This is a genomic window from Methylocella sp. (assembly GCF_041905455.1).
In the GTDB taxonomy this organism is placed as follows: Bacteria; Pseudomonadota; Alphaproteobacteria; order Rhizobiales; family Beijerinckiaceae; genus Methylocapsa.
The window spans coordinates 73,173-92,806 of the sequence record NZ_JAYRLA010000006.1; the positions used below are offsets into that span (position 1 = coordinate 73,173).

Consider the following 19,634-nt stretch of genomic DNA (forward strand, 5'->3'; position numbering starts at 1 on the left):
GCGCCTCGAAACCGCCATGCAGCTAACACAATCCGTCCCAAAACGGAACCGGTTCGTTCAGGCGCGGGCGCGCAAACGCTCGAACTGGGCGCGCACGAGCGTCTCGCCGTAGGCGCGCTCGAGGCGGCGCACGGTGAAATGGCCATGCGCCAGCGACTGGAAGTGGTCGACGAAGACGTAGTTGATCGCCGCCCCGCTCGCCGCGCCGATGAGCGGCACGGCCTGCGCGGCGAGCTTCTGCGACACGACGAGGCCGAATCGCGCCGCGATCTGCGACACCAGCCGGGTAAGCAGCGGAGCCGCGTCGGTCACGAGGCCTCTATGCAGCAGATGGCGCGCCGACTGGCTGACCATCTTCGCCAGCATGACGCGCGCGGCGTAATAGCCCATGTCCTCGGCGCCCGCCGTCTCGCCCGTCTCGGCGCCGACCTCGCCGCCGAGCGCGAACACCTCGAGGCAGGCGATCGCCGTCTCCGGGTCGGCGAGGTCCTCGCCCTCGTCCTGCGCGATCGCGGCGATCGAGCGCAGCATCATCGTCGTGGTGAACGGAAGCTCCACGGGAAGGGCTGCGACGCCGAGCGCGCCGCCGGCGGCGCCGGCGAGCGTCACCACGGACTTGTGCATGCGGCTGCGGTCCTTGCGCTCGGGCGGCAGGCTGCGCAGGGCGACGGCCAGCGCGGCGCGGATCGCCGTCTCGGCGCTCGACCGGACGGCGGCGACGATCTGCGGCGGCGCGACGAGGCCCGCCGCGCCCAGCTGGCGCCCGATCGCCGAGGCGAGGCGCATGGCGACGCTCGAGCCCGACAGCTCGGCCACCGCCCGCGCGAGGGCGGCCTCGTCGAGAGGGGAAAGGCCGCCCGCGAAGACGACGACCTCGCGGCGTTCGGACTGCGTCGGCGACAGGCTCACGGGCGCTTCTCCATCCACGTCGTTAACGATATCTTAATTTGCCGCTTCGCGCGGGGCGGGCGCCCGTTGATTTAAGCCGCTCGCGCATTTAACGATTTGTAAACCAAGCGGCGACGCCGAAGCCACATAGAGGTGTCGCCGGCGCCGCAGGAGTTCAAGGGCGCGGACGCAAGGTTCGTACAAAACTTCGCAAGTTTGCGTCCCATGCTGCAAAGACGACGTTAAGCAACGCGAGCGCCGGCGCGGCGCAGGACGGCGACGAATTAAAATCGAAGCCTTCCGTTTAAGCGCGCGAACACAGCCGACCGACAAGGTTCGGGTCAAGACTTCGGTCATGACGGCGGAGACTTCGCAGATGAAGAGCTGGTGCGCGAAAGGCCGGGCGGCGGGGAGGCTCGGCAGGGGACTCCTTCTCGGCGCGCTCGCCGTCGTCGCCTGCGCCGTCGCGCCGCGCGGCGCGCAGGCGGCGGCTTCCGCTCCGTCCCCGGCCTTCATGCCGATCGTCGCGCCGACCACCACGCCCTACGGCTGGGCCGATTTCTGCCGCCGCTACGCCGGCGCCTGCGACGGCGGCCCGCTCGAGCCGCTCGACGTCGTCGCCTCGCCGCGCACCATGAAGGAGATCGAGCGCGTCAACCGCTGGGTCAACGCCCACGTCGAGGCGGTCACCGACATGGACCACTGGGGCGTGCTCGACCAGTGGGATTATCCGACCGACGGCAGGGGCGACTGCGAGGACTTTGCGCTCCTGAAGCGCAAGATCCTGCTCGAGGAAGGCTTTCCGCGCCAGGCGCTGCTGATGACCGTCGTCAAGGATGCGGGCGACCAGGGCCACGCCGTGCTCACCGTCAAGACCAGCGCCGGCGACTACGTGCTCGACAACCTCGCCGGCGACGTGAAGCTCTGGACCCGCACGCCCTACCGCTTCGTCAAGCGGCAGTCGCAGGCGGACCAGAACGTGTGGATGCAGATCGGCGATCCGACCAGCGAGCCGGCCTATGTGTCGCGCGACGCGGCGCGCTGAGGGCGGCGCTCCGCGCCCCTGAGGCTTCCGTCGAATCGAGGGGTTGCGCCGCGCCTTCGCTCTGCGGCAATCTCCGCGCGCCCCCGCCGGCGACCGCGAGAGTCGCGCCGGGCGCCGGTCGACGTCGAGCCGCCTTCGCGGCGTTCGGCCTCGGCCTCAACCCGCAGCATCGGAGCCCAGCATGTCCCTGCAGTCGCGCAACGCGATCGTCACCGGATCGACCAGCGGCATCGGCCTCGCCATCGCCCGCGCCCTCGCCAGGGAGGGGGCGAACGTCACCATCAACGGCTTCGGCGACGCGGCGGCGATCGAGGCCGAGCGGACGAAGATCGAGAAGGATTTCGGCGTGAAGGCGGCCTACAGCGCCGCCGACATGAGCAAGGCCGAGGAGATCCGCGCCATGGTCGCCGACGCCGAAAAGGCGTTCGGGAGCGTCGACGTGCTCGTCAACAACGCCGGAATCCAGCATGTCGCGCCGATCGAGGAGTTCCCGATCGAGAAGTGGAACCAGATCATCGCCATCAACCTGTCGGCGGCGTTCCACGCCATCGCGGCGGCGGTCCCCGGCATGAAGGCGCGCAAATGGGGGCGGATCATCTCGACCGCCTCGGCCCATTCCAAGGTCGCCTCGCCGTTCAAGTCGGCCTATGTCTCGGCCAAGCACGGCGTCGCCGGGCTCACCAAGACCGCGGCGCTCGAGCTTGCGACCTTCGGGATCACCGTCAACTGCATCTCGCCCGGCTACGTCTGGACGCCGCTCGTCGAGAAGCAGATCCCCGACACGATGGCGGCGCGCAACCTGACGCGCGAGCAGGTCATCAACGACGTGCTTTTGACGGCGCAGCCGACCAAGGAGTTCGTCACGGTGGACGAAGTGGCGGCGCTCGCCGTGTTCCTGACCACGGACGCTGCGGCGCAGATCACCGGCGCGAACCTGTCGATGGACGGCGGCTGGACGGCGGCCTGAGCGTCAGCGGTTGAGGACGACGATCGCCGCGTTGAGCGCGGCGGCGTAGACGATCCAGACGAGATAGGGAATGAGCAGGACCGCCGCGAGGCGGTCCGCGCGCGCAGCCTTGACGATCGCGCCCGTAAGCGTCGCGATCATCGCCAGGACGACGACGAGCGCCGCGCCCGTCGCGTGCAGCCCGAAGAAGACCGGTGGCCAAAGCGCGTTAAGGGCGATGTTGGCGAGGAGCGCGGCGAGCGCCGCGCCGCGCGCCGGCGAGGGCGGCGCGCGGTCGAGAAGCCGCCACAACGCGAGCGCGATCAGCGCATAGAGCGCCGGCCAGACGACGGGGAAGGCGGCGTTGGGCGGCGTCCACGCCGGCTTTGCGAGCGCGGCGTACCAGCCCGGGATCTGCGGCGCGGTGATGAAGCCGCCAAGCGCGGCGGCGCTCGCGCAGAGCGCGAGGCAAAGCGCGAGCCGAAACAGCGAGCGGCCGTCGAGGGGACGGACGGTGGAGGCGTTCATGGACGGCCTTTTCGCCCGCCCGGCTCGCCGAAGCAAATCCGGGCGGAGCGAAGCGATCGCCCTTATGCGGGGCGGGGCGCCTGGCGGTCGCCGTTGCGACGCTCGCCCTGCGGCCGCGCGTGGCCGGCGGGACGCGGACGCCCATGGGCGGGAGCCGGATGAGCCGCGTTGGCGTGCGCGCGCTCGCCATGGCTGCGCTCGCCGTGGCCCCGCTCCTGCGGCCGCGCCGGCTGGCCGGCGGGCGGCCGGCGCTGGTCGAGCGGACGCTGCTGCGTGCGCAGCGGCGGGCGCGATTCGGGCGAGCCCGGCGCCGCGCGGCGATCCTCGGAGGGCACCCGCTGGCGGGTCAGCCGCTCGATGTTGCGCAGGAGGTCGCGCTCGGCGCCGTCGCACAGCGAGATGGCGATTCCCTCCGCGCCGGCGCGCGCCGTGCGGCCGATGCGGTGGACATAGGCCTCGGGCACTTCCGGCAGCTCGAAGTTGACGACATGGGTCACGGCGTCGACGTCGATGCCGCGCGCGGCGATGTCGGTCGCGACCAGCGCCCGCACCCGGCCGGCGCGGAACGAGGCAAGCGAGCGCTCGCGCTGGCTCTGGCTCTTGTTGCCGTGGATCGCGGCGGCGGCGATCCCGGCCTCCTCGAGATGCTGGGCGACCTTGTCCGCGCCGCGCTTGGTGCGGGTGAAGACGATCGTGCGCGCCAGCGCCGGATCGGCGAACAGGTCGACGAGCACGTCGCGCTTGCGGTGCGTCTCGACGAACAGCACCTGCTGCGCCACGCGGTCGGCGGTCTTGGCGACCGGCGTCACCGAGACCTGCGCCGGATTGTGCAGCAGGTCGCCGGCGAGCTTGGCGATCTCGGTCGGCATGGTCGCCGAGAAGAACAGGTTCTGACGCTTTTGCGGCAGCGTTCCGACGATGCGGCGGATCGACTTGACGAAGCCGAGGTCGAGCATCTGGTCGACCTCGTCGAGCACGAAGAACTCGGTCTTGCCGAGATGGGCGACGCCGGCGTCGAGATGGTCGACGAGGCGCCCCGGCGTCGCGACGAGCACGTCGAGGCCGCGCTGCAGGGCGCGGATCTGCGCGCCGTGCGGCACGCCGCCGAACACGACGGCGACATTGAGCCGCATCTGCGATCCGAGGACGCGGAAGCTTTCGGCGATCTGGCTCGCGAGCTCGCGCGTCGGGCTCAGCACCAGCACGCGGGCGCCGCCGCGCGGCGGTTGCTGGCGGTTCTCGGCGAGCTTGTGCAGGATGGGAAGGGCGAAGGCGGCCGTCTTGCCAGTGCCGGTCTGGGCGATGCCGACGAGGTCGCGGCCGGAGAGAACGTGGGGAATGGCCTGCGCCTGGATCGGCGTCGGCTGCGAGAAGCCCATTTTGTCCAGGGCGAGGAGAAGCGGCTCGGCGAGGCCGAGGCCGGAGAAGTCTTGCAAAGGGAGAACTTTCGGATGCGCAGCTCCGCCGTCTAGCGGGCGGTCGCGGCTGGGAACGGTTGAGGGCCCGAACCGGGCCCATCATGAGGCGCGATAAACGCGGCAGGAGAATGAGCGCTCCATTCTCCCTGCAACCGACGCGCCAGCGTCTGCAACTTGGCAGGCGGTCTGCATATGGATGAGTTGGATCAAAAAGTCAAGCCGGCGGCATTACAGAACGCTGCGCCGATTATGACTGTGCGGCGCCGCGACTTGGCGGCTGAGGCGGCTCCTTTCGCAAATATGTCAAAGATTTGAATCTGTCTATATTTGAGGCGTGGGCTCTCGCGTGAAGCACGCTCGCGCGTCGAGGGCGCTTCCTTGAAGCCTCTCCAACTTTGCCGCCGGATGTTCTAAGAGCGCGCAGCGCCGCGCCGGCGCCGGGGAGCCGCCGTGGACGTCGTTTTCCTTGACAACGGGCTGATCGGAAAGGGCGAGCACAGCTTCACCCTGATCCGCGAGGTGGGCGACGCGCTCTCGCGCCGCGGCGTCGGCTGGACCGCTTACGGCGCGCGCAGGATGAACCCGCAGGTCGCGCAGGAGCTCGGCGCGGTCCCGCATTTCAGCCATTCGCTCTATGAGAGCGTCGGCGCGAGCGCCAACGAATGGCGGCTCATGCGCGCGGCGGCGTTCCTGACCGCCCGGCGCTTCGATCCGAACCTGCCGACCGAGAGGGCCAGCGCCCGCGTCATGAACCGCGCCTTCGCGCAGGACATTCTCGCCCTGCCGGAGCGCGCCTTCGGGCCGGGACGGCTCGTCGCGCTGCCGGGCGTCGCCCAGCACCAGCTTCCGGGCCTCGTCGAGGCGCTTCTGGCGACCGCGCCGGAGCGCCGTCCGCGCGTGTTGTGCCAGCTGATGTTCGCCCCCGACTGGACCCCATGGGGGACGCCCGGCCGCCTCGGCCCGCGCCTCTACGCCCGCGCGTTCAAAAAGGCCCGGCCGCTGATCGGCAAGACCCTGTTCTTCGGCGCGGAGAACGCGGCGATCGCCGGCCTCTACCGCGCGGCCTACGGCGTCGAGGCGGCGCTGCTGCCCGTTCCCTTCGGCGGCGCGGAAAAGGCGCGTCAGGTTCCGGCGCGGCCGTGCTTCGCCTTCTTCGGCTACTCCAAGGCCGACAAGGGCTTCCATCTTCTGCCCGAGGCGATCGCCATTTGCCGCGCGCGCGGGCTCGACGCCGATTTTCTCGTGCAAATCCAGCATGGCGGCTGGGAGGCGAGCACGGTCGCGGCCGAGAAGGCGCTGCGGGCGCTGGAGGGCGTCAGGCTGATCGAGGGCGTGCTCGACGAGGCGGCCTACGCCGCCGCCGCGCACGAGGCCGACGCCATGCTTCTCCCCTACGACCCGACGCTGTTCGGACTGCGCGGATCGGGGATCTTCACGCAGGCGACGGCGGCCGGACGCCCGGTGGTCGCCTCAGCGGGCGCCTTCGCCGCCGCGGCGGTCGCGGCGGGGGAGGCGGAGGGGGAAGTCTTCTTCCCCTATGACGCGAAAGCCTTCGCCGACGCGATCATGCGGCTCGCCGCGCGCATGCCGACCGCACATAAGAAGGCGGCCGCCCTCGCCGCCGACTTCGCGCGAAGGCATACGCCGGACGCCTACGCCGACGTGCTGCTGGCGCACGCCGGCGGGCTGTGAGCGGCTTCAGACGTCGGTCGAGTCGTCGCCGTAGTCGGAGTCGAAGCCCGGATCGTAGTCGGCGTTCTGGTAGTCCGACCCGCCGCCGAAGCCGCCGGCGTCGGCCTGCTGCGCGCCCTGGTCGCCGTAGTAATTGTTGATGATGGTGTCGCCGCCGCCCTCGTTGCTGGCGAGGTCGGCGTCGGCGCCCGCCTTCGACTCGGCGCCGGCGACGCCTTCGCCGATGCCGAGCGGATTGCCGGAGCCGGCGAACAGGCCCTTGATCGAATCGGCGAGCAGCACGCCGCCGGCGACGCCCGCCGCCGCGCCAAGCGCGCCGCGCAGGAAGCCGCCACCGCCGCCGCCCATCGGACCCGCGCCCATCGGACCGCCGAAGCCGCCTTGCGGGCCGCCCCACGGACCGCCCTGCGGGCCGAAGCCTCCGGGCTGCCCGCCGGGGAAGGGCTGGCCATAGGGCTGTTGCGGCCCGCCGCCCCATCCGCCGCCCTGGGGCTGACCGCCCCATCCGCCCTGTTGAGGCTGCCCGCTCCAGCCGCCTTGCTGCGGTTGCCGCTGGCCATACCCCTGCGGCGGCTCGGGGCGCGGCTGCGGCTGGCCGCCGCCGAACAGCGAGCCGAGCCCGCCGAGGAAGCCGCCGCCCTGCTGCGGCTGCGGGGCCTGGCGCAGGCGTTCGTTGAGATCGGCGACCTCGGCCTCGAGTTGCTGCAGCCGGTCGTTGGCGGCGCGCAGCGCCTGGTCCTGCACGATGGTCGTCTGGGCGAGCAGATAGGGCGCGTAGGGCAGCGCCCTCACCGCGTCGTTGATGAAAGCCTCGGCCTCTTTGTCGCGCGGCCCGTCGCCGGCGGCCTTGATCCGGTCGAACAGGCCCTGAATCAGCTGGCGTTCCTCAGGTGACATGGAGCTCTCCGGTTGAAGGGCGGCGCAGGGCCGCGCCCTAGAGATAGGCGCGCCGCGTCGCCGCGTAAGGCCTCCTCCCTTGCAGGCGTAGCGCCCCGCCCGTAGAAGGGCCGCTTAAATTTTGGAAAGGTCGCCCCGCGGCCTTCGGGAAATGGCTTCATGACGCAGGACGACAAACCGGCGCGCGGGCAGGCGCGGCTTCCGCGCGGCTTCGCCGACCGCGGCCCGGCCGAGCTCGCCGCGACGCAGAAGATGCTCGAGGCGATCCGCGCCTCCTACGAGCTCTACGGCTTCGAGGCGGTGGAGACGCCTTTCGTCGAGTTCACCGACGCGCTCGGAAAATTCCTGCCCGACCTCGACCGGCCGAATGAGGGCGTGTTCTCGTTCAAGGACGACGACGAGAGCTGGCTCTCTTTGCGCTACGACCTCACCGCGCCGCTCGCCCGCTTCGTCGCCGAGAATTACGATCGGCTGCCGAAGCCCTACCGCAGCTATCGCGCCGGCTATGTGTTCCGCAACGAGAAGCCGGGGCCGGGGCGCTTCCGCCAGTTCATGCAGTTCGACGCCGACACGGTGGGCTCGGCCAGCGTCGCCGCCGACGCCGAGATGTGCATGATGGCCGCCGACACGCTGGAGAAGCTTGGCGTGCCGCGCGGCGGCTATGTGATCAAGGTCAACAACCGCAAGGTGCTCGACGGCGTGCTGGAGGCGATCGGCCTCGGCGGCGACGAGAACGCGGGGCGGCGGCTGACCGTGCTGCGCGCGATCGACAAGCTCGACAAGTTCGGGCCGGAGGGCGTCGCCCTGCTGCTCGGGCCGGGGCGCAGGGACGAGAGCGGCGACTTCACGAAGGGCGCGGGGCTCGATAATGCGCAGACGGCTCAAATATTTAATTTCGTAGGCGAACTCAGAGATCTAAAGGGCCCAGAGCACGGTCGGCGTTTCGATAATCGCTATACGGTGTTGCGCTGGCGAAAAATCGTCGAGCAGTCCGTTATCGGTGCTGAAGGCGTGAACGAGCTTTTGCAGTTCTCTGATCTCATTAATGCGGCGGAATACGACGACCGGGTTCAGATAACTTCCGAAACCGTCCGCGGCCTCGAATATTACACCGGCCCCGTCTTCGAGGCCGAGCTGACCTTCGAAGTCGCCGGCGAGGACGGCAAGCCGGTCCGCTTCGGCTCGGTCGGCGGCGGCGGGCGCTACGACGGCCTCGTCGGCCGCTTCCGTGCCGAGAACGTTCCGGCGACCGGCTTCTCGATCGGCGTCTCGCGGCTCTACGCCGCGCTGAAGGCGGTGGGCTCGCCCATCGTGGCGCAAGGCGCGCAGCACGGTCCCGTCGTCGTGCTCGTCCTCGACAAGGGCGAGACCGCCCGCTACCAGCGCTTCGTCGCCGACCTGCGCGCGGCCGGCGTCAGCGCCGAGCTCTATCTCGGTTCCTCCGGCATGAACGCGCAACTCAAATACGCGGACAAGCGCGGCTCGCGCTGCGCGATCATCCAAGGGACCAACGAGCGCGAGCACGCGGACGGCCCGCAAGTGACGATCCGCGACCTCGCGCTCGGCGCGAAGATCGCCGGCATGAACAAGGACCGCGCCGACTATCTCGAAATGCGCGGGAAGGCGCAGTTCACGGTTCCCGAAACCCGCCTCGTCGAGGCCGTGCGCGAGGTCCTCGCGCGGGGCGGGTGAGGCGGGGCGCGGTTTCCTTCCGCGCCGCCATGCTCTAAGAGGGCGCCAGCGCAACCCTCATCCGCCGGGACGCCCGTCCCGCGCCCTCCGAGCTCCTCGTGACCAACGCCAATTCGCAGGCCGTCGCGGCCCATCTCGCCAACGCCGGCTATCAGCGCTGCGAGCCGGCGATCCTTCAGCCGGCCGCGATCTTCTTCGACTCGGGCGAGGATCTGCGCGGCCAGCTCTACATCACGAGCGACCTCTCCGGCGCTGAATACTGCCTGCGGCCGGAGTACACCATCCCCGTGTCGCGCCATTACCTCGCCTCCGGGCTCGTCGGCGAGGCGGCCGCCTATTCCTATTGCGGCCCGGTGTTCCGCTACGCCCCCGGCGAGAGCGGCGAATTCGTCCAGGCCGGCGTCGAGAGTTTTGGACGCGGCGACCTCGAAGCGGTGGACGCCGAGATCCTCACCCTCGCGCTCGACGCCGCCGCCGTGGCGGGCGCTGGAACGCTCGACGTGCGCCTCGGCGACGCGGCCCTGTTCACGCGCTTTCTCGAAGCGCTCGACCTTTCGCCGCAATGGCGCCGGCGCATCGCCCGCGGCCATGGACAGGGCAAGAGCGTCGCCGAAAGCCTCGACGCGGCGAAGAACGGCGCGCACGACCATTCGGGCGTGCTCTCGCTCCTGCAGGGGGCCGACCCGAAAGGCGCGCGCGCGCTCGTCGAGGATCTGCTCTCGATCGCCGGCGTCGCCACTGTCGGCGGGCGCACGGCCGGCGAGATCGCCGATCGCTTCCTCGAGCAGGCGGCGACGGCCCGCGGCGGCGCGCCGCGCGAAAAAATCGCCGTCGTCGAACGCTTCCTGTCGATCAAGGGCGATCCGGACCAGGCCTCGCTGGAGCTGCGTCGGCTCGCCGCCGACGCGCGGCTCGACCTTTCGGCGAGCCTCGACGCCTTCGACACGCGGCTCGGCTTCATCGCCGCGCTCGGCTTCGACCTCGCCTCGCTCCTGTTCGAGGCGAGCTTCACGCGCGACCTCGACTATTACACCGGCTTCGTGTTCGAGGCGCGCGACAGGTCGCGGCCGACGGAAAAGCCCGTCGTCGCCGGCGGACGCTACGACCAGCTTCTCGCGCGGCTCGGCGCGCCCGCGCCCGTTCCGGCGGTCGGCGCGGCGATCTGGGTCGACCGGCTCGGCGGAGGCGGACAATGAGCGCCCTCGTCCTCGCCGTGCCCTCGAAGGGCCGCCTGCAGGAGAACGCGCAGAGCTTCTTCGCGCGCGCCGGGCTCGAGATCGCGCAGGGGCGCGGGGCGCGCGACTACCGCGGCGCCCTCGTCGGCCTCAAGGAGGTGGAGGTCGCCTACCTCCCGGCCGCCGACATCGCCGCCTCGCTCGCCAGCGGGCAGGTCCATCTCGGCGTCACCGGCGAGGACCTCGTGCGCGAGCAGATTCCCGACGCCGACGAACGGGTGGCGATGCTGGCGCCGCTCGGCTTCGGCTTCGCCAATGTCGTCGTCGCCGCGCCCCGCGCCTGGATCGACGTGCGCTCGATGGCCGACCTCGAAGACGTCGCGGCGGGTTTCCGGGCGAAGCGCGGCGAGCGGATGCGCGTCGCGACCAAATATGTGAACCTCACCCGCCGCTTCTTCGCGGCGATGCATGTCTCCGACTATCGCATCGTCGAAAGCTCCGGCGCGACCGAGGGCGCGCCCGCGGCGGGGCAGGCCGAGCTGATCGTCGACATCACCACTACGGGCGCGACGCTCGCCGCCAACGCGCTGAAGATCCTCGACGACGGGATCATCCTGCGCTCGCAGGCGAGCCTCGTCGCCTCGCTTTCCGCGCGCTGGAGCCCGCCCGCGCTGGAGGCGGCGCGCGTGATTCTCTCGCGCATCGCCGCCGAGGAGACGGCGCGCACGACGCGCGAGGTCGCCGCCTTCCTGCCCGACGCGGCGCCGGCCCTGTTCATGGAGGCGCAGACGCTGTTCGGCGCGAGGCTGCGCTACCGCTCGGCGGACGGGCGCGTCGGCCTCAACGTCGCGAGGGCGCAGGCGCCCGAGCTCGCCGACTGGCTGATCGGGCGGGGCGCCGGACATGTCGGCGTCGCGTCGCTCGATTATGTGTTCTCCGCCGAGAACCCGCTTTACGACCTGCTCGCCGCCCGCGTCGCGGCGCGCGGCTGAATGTTCAGGTGAGGCCCGGTCAGGAAAGGCTCGACATGGCGGCTCGCATCATCGTCAATCTTCCCGAGGGCGGCGTCGTCCTGTTCGGCGGCGCCCCGGAGCAGGGCGTCGCCGACGCCGGCCTGCACGCCGGCGCGACGCGCGTCGAAGTCGGCGCGCTCGAGGCCGCCTTCGGCGCCCTTGGCGTCGTGGCCGCGGCGATGGAGCGCGCGGTGGCGGCGCTGCCGAACAGGCCCGAGGACATGGAGGTCGAGTTCGGCGCGACGCTGAGCTCTGATGGCGATCTGTGGATCGTCGGCCCCGACGCCTCGCCCGAGTTCACCGTCCGGCTGGCGTGGGAGGCCGACTGAGCCTCACATCGCCGACAGCGTGACCAGCGTGCGCCCTGCCTCGTCGACGAGCAGGAGCTTGCGCTGGGCCGGATCGACGCGCCAGCGCTTGACCTTGGCGAGCGCGTCGAGGAAGCGGCGCTCCTGGTCCATCGCCGCCGGCGGGCAGGCCATCTGCGTCGAGAACAGCCGGCCGAGGTCGATCCGCTCGCCGTCGATCGTCGCCTTGCCGCCGAAGCGGTTGCAGCCGCCCGATCCCGAGACCGTCCCGTCGGCGGCGATCTCGAGCGTCGTCTGCAGCCGGTCGATCACGCCGCGCCCCTCGACAGATTCGGCGAGCCAGCGGCCGGCTGGCGTCGTCGGGGCGGCCTGCGCCACGGCGGCCGGCGCGGGCGCCGCTGAGGCGGCGCTCGCGCGCTGCAGCAGGAGATCCGCGCGGTTGCGCCGCCCCGAGAACACGGGATGCGCCGTCGTCGTGACGAACCACGGGGCGCCGTCGACGGTGATGCGCGCCTGCAGCGCGTAGCGGCGGCGCTTCACGATCGCGCCGGCGTCGTATTGCAGGACGAAGGGGATCGGCGGCTGCCGCCCGCGCGTCTCGATCGAGGTCTGCGCGATGACGGGCGAGGGCGCGTCGGCGAGCGAGACGTCGACCAGCTTCACCTCGACGAGCGCGTTCGGCGGCAGCGCCATGCGCTCGCGATAGGCGACGGTTCCCTTGAGCGTCCGCGTCTGCGCCATCGCCGCGCCGGCCGAAAACAGGGCGGCGAGCGTCGCCGCGAGGAGGAGCGAAAGCGTCTTCATGCCGTTCCCCTGGCTCCCGTGAGCGAAAGTCTTCACGCCGAGACCGGCGCCTCGCCGAGCGCCGAGGCGCCGTCGGCCCGCGGGCGCATCTCGAGATGGCGCGCGTGCCGGTCGAGAAGGCTCGAGCGGTGGCCGATCGACACGATGGTCGAGCCCTTCAGCTCGCGGAACAGCGCGTCGTAGATCTCGGCCTCGAGCGCCTCGTCCATGGCGGCGGTCGCCTCGTCGAGGAACAGCCAGTCGGGCCGGGCCAGCAGCGCCCGCGCGATGGCGACGCGCTGCTGTTCGCCGCCCGAAAGCCGCTGCCCCCAGTTGTCGTCGACGAACAGCTTGTCGACGAGGCCGGGCAGCTTCGCGGCCTTGAGCGCGGCGACGACGTCGGCCTCGTCATAGGCGTCGGGCTCGGCCGGATAGGTCACCGCGCCGATCAGCGGGCCGACCGGCAGATAGGGCTTTTGCGGCAGCAGCATCACGCTCGCGCTCTCAGGCGTCGCCACCTCGCCGTCGCCGAGCGGCCAGACGCCGGCGAGCGCCCGGGACAGGGTCGATTTGCCCGAGCCGGAGGCGCCGGTGAGCAGCGTCGATTCGCCGGCGCGCAGGCGCAGGTTGACGTCGCGCACCAGCGTGCGCCCGTCCGGAAGGCGCAGGGTGAGGCCGCGCAGCGCGATGTCGCGCGGGTCGGGCGCCTGCGTCGTCGCCTCGACGGGGCCGGACAGATCGTGCCCCGCCTGGATCGAGGAGTCGAAGGAGGAGAGGCGGTCGAGCACCGATTTGAAGTCGGCGAGCGAGACATAATAGGTCACGAAGAAGGTCAGCGCGCTGTCGACGCTGCCGAAGGCGCGCGCCGTCTGGGTCATCACGCCGAGCGTGATCTTGCCGGCGAAATAGAACGGCGCGGCGACGATGTAAGGAATGAGCGGCGACAGCTGCCCGTAAGTGGCGGTGAAGCCGATCAGGTTCTTCCGCACCGTCACGATCTGGAAGTAATTGGCGATGATCGCGCCGAAGCGGCGGCCGAGCGAGGACTTCTCCGCGCGCTCGCCGTCGAGCAGCGCGACCTGCTCGCCATATTCGCGCAGCCGCGCCAGCGAGAAGCGGAAATCGGCTTCGTAGCGCTGGCGGGCGAAGGACAATTCGACCAGCGAACGGCCGATGAGATGAGTCACCCAGGTGCCGACGCCGGCGTAGATCAGCGCCACCCAGAACAGGAAGCCGGGCACTGCGATCGAGGTGCCGGGCAGCGTGAAATTGGCCGAGAGCCCCCACAGCACGATCGAGAAGGAGACGAGCGAGGAGAGGTTGGAGATGAGCAGGATCGAGAAGGAGTAGATGCCGTAGCCTTCCTGCCCGCCGTTGATGAAGCGGTTGACGTCCTCCGCGATGCGCTGGTCGGGGTTGTCGGCGGCGGTCCCGGCGAGCGCCATGCGGTAATGCGCGTGGCCGTCGAGCCAGCGCGAGACATAGTCCTCGGTCAGCCAGCGCCGCCAGCGGATGACGAGCGTCGAGGCGACGACGAATTCGAGGATCGCCGAGGCGATGAAGATGAACGCCCAGGGGACGAACACCCACAGCAACTGCGACCAGAAGGCGGCGGCGTCCTTGTTCTGGATGGCGTTGAACCAGTCGCGCGAGAAGAACGACAGGCGGACCTGGATGCCGACCTGGGTCTGGTTGATGACGACGAGGAACACCACCATGACGATGGCGAGCCAGCGCTCGCGCACGGTGAAGGACGGCAGCGGCCAGATGCGCACGCTCGTCGGGCCGGGCGCGTCGAAGTAGCGGTCGCCGATCCGCGTCATCGACCGCACCACCGGAATGAAGGAGATGGCGTAGACGATCAGGGCGAAGATGGCGACGGTGAGCGGCAGGCTCTCGGGCACCGCGTAGTCTTCGAGCGAGGGCGGCCAAAGCCCCGTCGGGTTGGCGAGGAACAGCGCGCCGAACACGATCGTCTCGACGGCGAAGGTCGTCGAGAAGATGCGCAGGAAGGTCGAGATCTTCGGGCTCTGGTAGGTCGTGTAGGCGCAGGCGAAGCCGGCGACGGCGAGCAGCAGCACCGTGCCGTCCATCTGGTAGAGGCCGACGACGGCGCAGAGCGCGGAGAACAGGGCGACGGCGGCGGCGAGAATGCGCATGGATGGCCTTATGCTTTGCGGACGCCTCGGGCGCGGACCATCGCGCGCTCGCGCCCGGCCGACGAACCGCTATAGCGGCATGAAGGCGCGTCCCGCATCTAAAAACTATGTAAGGACGCGTCGCTCCCGGCGCGCCGCCTCGCGGTCATTCGCCGTCCGGCCGCGTCGGCGCCCCGTTCACGCAGGCGGAGAGCACGGGGGAGGGCTTGAAGGTCAGCACGCGGCGCGGCTTGATCGGCGCTTCGACGCCGGTGCGCGGGTTGCGGCCGATCCGCTCGCGCTTGGCGCGCACGGAGAACAGTCCGAAGGAGCGCAGCTTGACGCTGTCGCCGCGCACCAGGGCGTCGCTGATCTCCTCGAGCGCCATCTCGAAGATCTGGCGCGCCTGGGCGCGCGAAAGGGCGGGGCAGGAGGCGTAGACCGCCTCGAGGAGCGCCGCGCGGGTTGCGGTCCGTCTTTCCGCAGCATGCGACTGCGGCTCGCAGGTTCGCGCCGTCACCGTCTCCCCCGCTTAAAATCGCTTGTCGCCAGAATAGATCACATCGACGAAATTTGGGAAGCGGTCGGCACGCTCGCGCCGCTTCTTCGCGTGGAAGGTGCGCAAGCTTCATGTCGAGATTGCGGCTCCCGCGCGCCGTCGCGGGGCCGGACGTGAAAAAAGCCCCGGATCGCTCCGGGGCTTTCTTTCGGCTCGTCTCTTCGGGCGCGCGGCCGGATCAGAAATCCATGCCGCCCATGCCGCCCATGCCGCCGCCGCCCGGCATCGCGGGGGCTTCCTTCTTGGGCTGCTCGGTGATGATCGCCTCGGTGGTGATGAGGAGGCCGCCGACGGAGGCCGCGTCCTGCAGGGCCGTGCGCACGACCTTGGTCGGATCGATGATGCCGAGCTTCACGAGGTCGCCGTACTCGCCGCTCTGGGCGTTGTAGCCGTAGGCGTAGGACGGGTTCTCGATCAGCTTGCCGACCACGACGGCGCCGTCGGCGCCGGAGTTGTCGACGATCTGGCGGGCCGGGGTCTGGACCGCCTTGCGGACGATCTCGACGCCGGTCTTCTGGTCGGCGTTCTCGACGGAGACGTTGTCGAGCGCCTTGATGGCGCGCAGCAGGGCGACGCCGCCGCCGGGCAGGACGCCTTCCTCGACCGCCGCGCGGGTGGCGTTGAGGGCGTCGTCGACGCGGTCCTTCTTCTCCTTGACCTCGACCTCGGAGGCGCCGCCGACGCGGATCACCGCGACGCCGCCGGCGAGCTTGGCGAGGCGCTCCTGCAGCTTCTCGCGGTCATAGTCGGAGGTCGTGTCGGCGACCTGGGCCTTGATCTGGGCGATGCGGGCCTCGATGTCGGCCTTGGCGCCGGCGCCGTCGATGATCGTCGTCGACTCCTTGTCGATGCGGATGCGCTTGGCGCGGCCCAGCATGTTGAGGGTGACGTTCTCGAGCTTGATGCCGACTTCCTCGGAGATCAGCGTGCCGTTGGTGAGGATCGCGATGTCCTCGAGCATGGCCTTGCGGCGGTCGCCGAAGCCAGGCGCCTTCACGGCCGCGACCTTGAGGCCGCCGCGCAGCTTGTTGACGACGAGCGTGGCCAGCGCCTCGCCCTCGACGTCCTCGGCGACGATCACGAGCGGCTTGCCGGACTGCACCACCGCCTCGAGCACGGGAAGCAGCGCCTGCAGCGAGGAGAGCTTCTTCTCATGGATGAGGATGAAGGGATCCTCGAGCTCGGCGATCATCTTCTCGGCGTTGGTGATGAAATAGGGCGAGAGATAGCCGCGGTCGAACTGCATGCCCTCGACGACGTCGAGTTCGGTCTCGAGGCTCTTGGCCTCCTCGACCGTGATGACGCCCTCGTTGCCGACCTTCTGCATGGCGGTCGAGATCATCTCGCCGACCGACTTGTCGCCGTTGGCCGAGATGGTGCCGACCTGGGCGATCTCCTCGTTCGAGGTGACCTTCTTGGAGTTGGCCTTGAGGTCGGCGACGACGGCGGCGACCGCCTGGTCGATGCCGCGCTTCAGGTCCATCGGATTGAGGCCGGCGGCGACCGCCTTGACGCCTTCGCGCACGATCGAGGCGGCGAGGATGGTGGCGGTGGTGGTGCCGTCTCCGGCGGCGTCGTTCTGCTTGGAGGCGACCTCACGCACGAGCTGGGCGCCGAGGTTCTCGAACTTGTCGGAGAGCTCGATCTCCTTGGCGACGGTGACGCCGTCCTTGGTGATGCGGGGAGCGCCGAAGCTCTTCTCGATCACGACGTTGCGGCCCTTGGGGCCGAGCGTGACCTTGACGGCGTTGTTGAGGATGTCCACGCCGCGCAGCATGCGGTCGCGGGCGTCGGACGAAAAGCGGACGTCTTTGGCTGCCATTCCTGGAAACTCCTGAAAGCTGGTTCACTGGGCGCGGAAAGAGGACGCTCAGGCGACGACGCCGAGGATGTCGCTTTCCTTCATGATGAGCAGGTCCTGGCCGTCGATCTTGACCTCGGTGCCGGACCATTTGCCGAACAGGATCTTGTCGCCGGCCTTGACGTCGAGCGGGGTCACGTTGCCCTTCTCGTCGCGGGCGCCCGGGCCGACGGCGACGATCTCGCCTTCCTGCGGCTTCTCCTTGGCGGTGTCGGGGATGATGATCCCGCCCTTGGTCTTCTCCTCGCTGTCGAGACGCTTCACGACGACGCGGTCGTGCAACGGACGAAAGGCCATGACAGAATTCCCTTGGCTGGCCGCCGAAGCTCGTGCTCCGCGATGGAGGGCCTCAGTTAGGCGGCGGATTGAAACGGGCCTGTTAGCACTCTCTCACGATGAGTGCTAACCGCGGCCCCTATCTATGAGCGGCCCCTCGCGCTGTCAAGGCGCCGGCCGTCGGCGGGCGCGGCCTTCGTCGCACATCGCCGCGCGGCGACCGCGAGTATTTCCCCGCAAATATTGAAAGCGTGCGGCGCCGCGCGAATTCGCTCGCGCCGCACGCACGAAGCAGTCTAAAAGAATTCAAAAAAGCTGGGCGTGGAACGCTCCGGCGTCGAGGAACGAGCCGAAGGATGCAGGACATGGAGGAAGAAGTTTCGTCGCACTATGATTCGACCACGATCGCGCTGCACTGGCTGACCGCGGGAATGGTCGCCGCCCTGTGGTGCGTCGGGCGGGTCGCGGATTTCTTTCCCAAGGGCGTCTGGCGCACCAATGTCTGGTCGATCCACGTCTCGCTCGGCTTCGCGTTCGTCACCGTGCTCGCCTGGCGCATCGTCTGGCGTTTCTTCGGCCGCAGGCGGCTGCCCTTTCCCTATCCGGGCCTGACGCACAAGCTCGCCGCCGCTTCGCACGCGCTGCTCTACGCGCTGGTGTGCGTCGTCGTGGCGCTCGGCGTCGTCAACGCCTTCGTGCGCGGCTTCAACCTGTTCGACGTCTTCGCCCTGCCGCAGTTCGGCGACCGCGAGCTTAAGACGCCGATCACCTTCTGGCACGGCCTGTTCGCCAATCTTCTGATGCTGACGGCGCTGGCGCACGCCTGCGCCGCGCTGTTCCACCATTACGTCCTGCAGGACGGCGTGATGGAGCGGATGATTCCGGAGCGCCAGATCTATGTCGAGGAGCCTGACCTCGACACGTTGATCGAAGACGGCAAGGGCGGACGCTCAAGCCACACCTGAACCCCGGAATCCTCAAATATAGCTAGATTAGTTTTTTTCTAAAATAGTTGCCGCTCCCTCCACCCGTCGCTATCAAGCTGGTCGTCGCCCTCGGGCGCCGTCCCTCTCGATCATGCCGGGTGGAGGCAGATGTCAGCGTCAGTCACAAAGCGCGAATGCGGCGAAGTCTATGATCCGCTGACGATCGCCCTCCATTGGAGCGTCGCCGGGCTCGTCGTCGCGCTCTGGATCATAGGCCAGGTCGCGGACCTGTTTCCAAAAGGCCCGCTGCGCGGCGGCCTGTGGTCGACCCATGTCGTGCTTGGCTTCTTCCTCGCCGTCCTCGTCGTCTGGCGGCTGGCCTGGCGCGTTTCGCGCGGGCGCCGCCTGCCGCCGTCCGGAGGGCGCGCGCTCGCCATCGCGGCCAAGGCGGTCCAGGGGCTGATGTATTTAACGCTGCTCGCGGTGATCCTGCTCGGCGTCGTCAACGCCTTCGTGCGCGGCTTCAACCTGTTCGGCGTCTTCAGCCTGCCGCAGATCGGCGACCGCGAATTGCGCAAGCCGATCACCGAATGGCACGAACTTGCGGCGAACCTGCTGCTCGCGCTCGCGCTCCTTCACGCGGGCGCGGCCCTTTTCCACCATTACGCGCTCAAGGACGGGGTGCTTCTCCGCATGGCGCCGGGGCTTCGGCGGGCGGCGCCGGACGGCGGGAAGCTCTAGACTCTTCGCCAGGCGGAACAGCGGAGGCGACATGGTCCAGCCGCACCCCGAGAACCATCTCGTCGCGAGGATCGGCTGGCTGCGGGCCGCGGTCCTTGGCGCCAATGACGGGATCATCTCGACGGCGAGCCTGATGCTCGGCGTCGCCGCCGTCAGCTCCACGGGCGAGGTCGTCGTCGCGGGCCTCGCCGCCCTCGTCGCCGGCGCGATGTCCATGGCGGCCGGCGAGTATGTGTCCGTGAGTTCGCAGGCCGACACCGAGAACGCCGATCTCGACCGCGAGCGGCGCGAGCTTGCCGAGAATCCGAAGTTCGAGGAGAAGGAGCTCGCGCAGATCTATGTCGGCCGCGGCGTGGAGCCGCAGCTTGCGTTGCAAGTCGCGCGTCAGCTCATGGCGAAGGACGCGCTCGGCGCCCATGCGCGAGACGAACTCGGCATTTCCGAGGCGGTCGCCGCAAATCCCGTGCAGGCGGCGTTCGCCTCCGCGGCGAGTTTCGCGTCGGGCGCGGCGCCGCCGCTCGCGACGGCGGCCATCGCGCCCCGGGAGCTCCAGGCTGCGCTTATCTGCGGCGTCTCGCTGGCGCTCCTCGCCGTGCTCGGCGCGATAGGCGCGCGCGCCGGCGGCGCCTCCATGCTCAAGCCTGCGCTGCGTGTGGCCTTCTGGGGGGCGCTGGCCATGGCCGTCACCGCCGGCGTCGGCGCGCTCGTGGGACGAACGATATAGCTGCGGCGGACGGGCGTCTTGACG

19 protein-coding genes are annotated in these 19,634 nt (G+C 69.8%); 10 read left to right on the plus strand and 9 right to left on the minus strand.

All coding sequences use genetic code 11. The annotated features are described in order from the left end of the window. Positions 1-57 precede the first annotated feature (57 nt). On the minus strand, positions 58-909 hold the full coding sequence (locus ACE3OG_RS06860; RefSeq protein WP_374307018.1) for an EcsC family protein: 852 nt from the start codon (positions 907-909) through the stop codon (positions 58-60). Positions 910-1,243: 334 nt separating this feature from the next. Between ACE3OG_RS06860 and ACE3OG_RS06865 the strand changes: the two genes are divergently transcribed. After that, positions 1,244-1,933 carry a transglutaminase-like cysteine peptidase gene (locus tag ACE3OG_RS06865; protein WP_374307020.1) on the plus strand — a complete coding sequence of 230 codons (690 nt, stop codon included), beginning with the start codon at positions 1,244-1,246 and terminating at the stop codon, positions 1,931-1,933. Between the two features lie 181 nt (positions 1,934-2,114). Then, the gene (locus tag ACE3OG_RS06870) at positions 2,115-2,900 is read left to right on the plus strand and encodes a 3-hydroxybutyrate dehydrogenase (protein ID WP_374307022.1); all 786 of its coding nucleotides are present in this window, start codon (positions 2,115-2,117) and stop codon (positions 2,898-2,900) included. A gap of 3 nt (positions 2,901-2,903) precedes the next feature. Here the strand turns inward: ACE3OG_RS06870 and ACE3OG_RS06875 are convergent, their stop codons facing one another. Both ACE3OG_RS06875 and ACE3OG_RS06880 read right to left on the minus strand, forming a co-directional pair. Further along, positions 2,904-3,407, minus strand: a complete 504-nt coding sequence (locus ACE3OG_RS06875) for a TspO/MBR family protein (RefSeq protein ID WP_374307024.1) — start codon at positions 3,405-3,407, stop codon at positions 2,904-2,906. Between the two features lie 62 nt (positions 3,408-3,469). Next, positions 3,470-4,843 (minus strand): DEAD/DEAH box helicase, encoded by a 1,374-nt coding sequence (locus ACE3OG_RS06880; protein WP_374307026.1) that lies wholly within the window; start codon positions 4,841-4,843, stop codon positions 3,470-3,472. Positions 4,844-5,275: 432 nt separating this feature from the next. Between ACE3OG_RS06880 and ACE3OG_RS06885 the strand changes: the two genes are divergently transcribed. Further along, the gene (locus tag ACE3OG_RS06885) at positions 5,276-6,517 is read left to right on the plus strand and encodes a glycosyltransferase (protein WP_374307028.1); all 1,242 of its coding nucleotides are present in this window, start codon (positions 5,276-5,278) and stop codon (positions 6,515-6,517) included. Positions 6,518-6,523: 6 nt separating this feature from the next. Here ACE3OG_RS06885 and ACE3OG_RS06890 read toward each other — a convergent pair whose 3' ends face one another. Next, a complete protein-coding gene (locus ACE3OG_RS06890) occupies positions 6,524-7,414 on the minus strand; it encodes a DUF2076 domain-containing protein (protein ID WP_374307030.1) in 891 nt (296 codons plus the stop codon). A gap of 159 nt (positions 7,415-7,573) precedes the next feature. On the opposite strand from ACE3OG_RS06890, the gene hisS reads away from it, so the two are divergent. The 4 genes from hisS to ACE3OG_RS06910 all read left to right on the plus strand — a co-directional run bounded on the left by hisS (position 7,574) and on the right by ACE3OG_RS06910 (position 11,623). Further along, the gene (hisS, locus tag ACE3OG_RS06895) at positions 7,574-9,106 is read left to right on the plus strand and encodes a histidine--tRNA ligase (protein WP_374307032.1); all 1,533 of its coding nucleotides are present in this window, start codon (positions 7,574-7,576) and stop codon (positions 9,104-9,106) included. A gap of 98 nt (positions 9,107-9,204) precedes the next feature. Beyond that, positions 9,205-10,302 carry an ATP phosphoribosyltransferase regulatory subunit gene (locus ACE3OG_RS06900; RefSeq protein ID WP_374307034.1) on the plus strand — a complete coding sequence of 366 codons (1,098 nt, stop codon included), beginning with the start codon at positions 9,205-9,207 and terminating at the stop codon, positions 10,300-10,302. Next, positions 10,299-11,273, plus strand: coding sequence for an ATP phosphoribosyltransferase (hisG, locus tag ACE3OG_RS06905; protein WP_374307036.1), 975 nt, complete (start codon positions 10,299-10,301; stop codon positions 11,271-11,273). The genes ACE3OG_RS06900 and hisG overlap by 4 nt, the downstream gene beginning before the upstream one ends. A 35-nt stretch (positions 11,274-11,308) precedes the next feature. Next, complete coding sequence (locus tag ACE3OG_RS06910) at positions 11,309-11,623, plus strand: CU044_2847 family protein (protein ID WP_374307038.1); 315 nt, start codon at positions 11,309-11,311, stop codon at positions 11,621-11,623. Positions 11,624-11,626: 3 nt separating this feature from the next. Here the strand turns inward: ACE3OG_RS06910 and ACE3OG_RS06915 are convergent, their stop codons facing one another. The 5 genes from ACE3OG_RS06915 to groES all read right to left on the minus strand — a co-directional run bounded on the left by ACE3OG_RS06915 (position 11,627) and on the right by groES (position 17,240). Then, positions 11,627-12,406, minus strand: a complete 780-nt coding sequence (locus ACE3OG_RS06915) for a YbaY family lipoprotein (protein ID WP_374307040.1) — start codon at positions 12,404-12,406, stop codon at positions 11,627-11,629. 32 nt (positions 12,407-12,438) lie between these two features. Then, on the minus strand, positions 12,439-14,544 hold the full coding sequence (locus tag ACE3OG_RS06920; protein WP_374307042.1) for an ABC transporter ATP-binding protein/permease: 2,106 nt from the start codon (positions 14,542-14,544) through the stop codon (positions 12,439-12,441). Between the two features lie 145 nt (positions 14,545-14,689). After that, positions 14,690-15,043 (minus strand): integration host factor subunit alpha, encoded by a 354-nt coding sequence (locus tag ACE3OG_RS06925; protein ID WP_374307044.1) that lies wholly within the window; start codon positions 15,041-15,043, stop codon positions 14,690-14,692. Between the two features lie 217 nt (positions 15,044-15,260). Continuing rightward, complete coding sequence (groL, locus tag ACE3OG_RS06930; RefSeq protein ID WP_374307046.1) at positions 15,261-16,904, minus strand: chaperonin GroEL; 1,644 nt, start codon at positions 16,902-16,904, stop codon at positions 15,261-15,263. A gap of 48 nt (positions 16,905-16,952) precedes the next feature. Continuing rightward, positions 16,953-17,240: a co-chaperone GroES gene (gene groES / locus ACE3OG_RS06935; RefSeq protein ID WP_374307048.1), complete on the minus strand. Its 288-nt coding sequence runs from the start codon at positions 17,238-17,240 to the stop codon at positions 16,953-16,955. Between the two features lie 344 nt (positions 17,241-17,584). Here groES and ACE3OG_RS06940 point away from each other — a divergent pair, with 344 nt between their 5' ends. The 3 genes from ACE3OG_RS06940 (at position 17,585) to ACE3OG_RS06950 (ending at position 19,610) form a co-directional block, all read left to right on the plus strand. Next, on the plus strand, positions 17,585-18,184 hold the full coding sequence (locus tag ACE3OG_RS06940; RefSeq protein WP_374307050.1) for a cytochrome b: 600 nt from the start codon (positions 17,585-17,587) through the stop codon (positions 18,182-18,184). Positions 18,185-18,313: 129 nt separating this feature from the next. After that, on the plus strand, positions 18,314-18,886 hold the full coding sequence (locus ACE3OG_RS06945) for a cytochrome b (RefSeq protein WP_374307052.1): 573 nt from the start codon (positions 18,314-18,316) through the stop codon (positions 18,884-18,886). A gap of 31 nt (positions 18,887-18,917) precedes the next feature. Next, positions 18,918-19,610, plus strand: a complete 693-nt coding sequence (locus tag ACE3OG_RS06950; RefSeq protein WP_374307054.1) for a VIT family protein — start codon at positions 18,918-18,920, stop codon at positions 19,608-19,610. The last annotated feature ends 24 nt before the right edge of the window (positions 19,611-19,634 follow it).

What these genes read in the sequence shown, in the direction of transcription:
- ACE3OG_RS06865 (WP_374307020.1), top strand. Translation starts at nt 1,244, where the DNA reads ATGACGGCGGAGACTTCGCAGATGAAGAGCTGGTGCGCGAAAGGCCGG.
- ACE3OG_RS06870 (WP_374307022.1), top strand. Translation starts at nt 2,115, where the DNA reads ATGTCCCTGCAGTCGCGCAACGCGATCGTCACCGGATCGACCAGCGGC.
- ACE3OG_RS06875 (WP_374307024.1), bottom strand. Translation starts at nt 3,407, where the DNA reads ATGAACGCCTCCACCGTCCGTCCCCTCGACGGCCGCTCGCTGTTTCGG.
- ACE3OG_RS06890 (WP_374307030.1), bottom strand. Translation starts at nt 7,414, where the DNA reads ATGTCACCTGAGGAACGCCAGCTGATTCAGGGCCTGTTCGACCGGATC.
- hisS (WP_374307032.1), top strand. Translation starts at nt 7,574, where the DNA reads ATGACGCAGGACGACAAACCGGCGCGCGGGCAGGCGCGGCTTCCGCGC.
- hisG (WP_374307036.1), top strand. Translation starts at nt 10,299, where the DNA reads ATGAGCGCCCTCGTCCTCGCCGTGCCCTCGAAGGGCCGCCTGCAGGAG.
- ACE3OG_RS06910 (WP_374307038.1), top strand. Translation starts at nt 11,309, where the DNA reads ATGGCGGCTCGCATCATCGTCAATCTTCCCGAGGGCGGCGTCGTCCTG.
- ACE3OG_RS06915 (WP_374307040.1), bottom strand. Translation starts at nt 12,406, where the DNA reads ATGAAGACGCTTTCGCTCCTCCTCGCGGCGACGCTCGCCGCCCTGTTT.
- ACE3OG_RS06920 (WP_374307042.1), bottom strand. Translation starts at nt 14,544, where the DNA reads ATGCGCATTCTCGCCGCCGCCGTCGCCCTGTTCTCCGCGCTCTGCGCC.
- groL (WP_374307046.1), bottom strand. Translation starts at nt 16,904, where the DNA reads ATGGCAGCCAAAGACGTCCGCTTTTCGTCCGACGCCCGCGACCGCATG.
- groES (WP_374307048.1), bottom strand. Translation starts at nt 17,240, where the DNA reads ATGGCCTTTCGTCCGTTGCACGACCGCGTCGTCGTGAAGCGTCTCGAC.
- ACE3OG_RS06940 (WP_374307050.1), top strand. Translation starts at nt 17,585, where the DNA reads ATGGAGGAAGAAGTTTCGTCGCACTATGATTCGACCACGATCGCGCTG.
- ACE3OG_RS06945 (WP_374307052.1), top strand. Translation starts at nt 18,314, where the DNA reads ATGTCAGCGTCAGTCACAAAGCGCGAATGCGGCGAAGTCTATGATCCG.
- ACE3OG_RS06950 (WP_374307054.1), top strand. Translation starts at nt 18,918, where the DNA reads ATGGTCCAGCCGCACCCCGAGAACCATCTCGTCGCGAGGATCGGCTGG.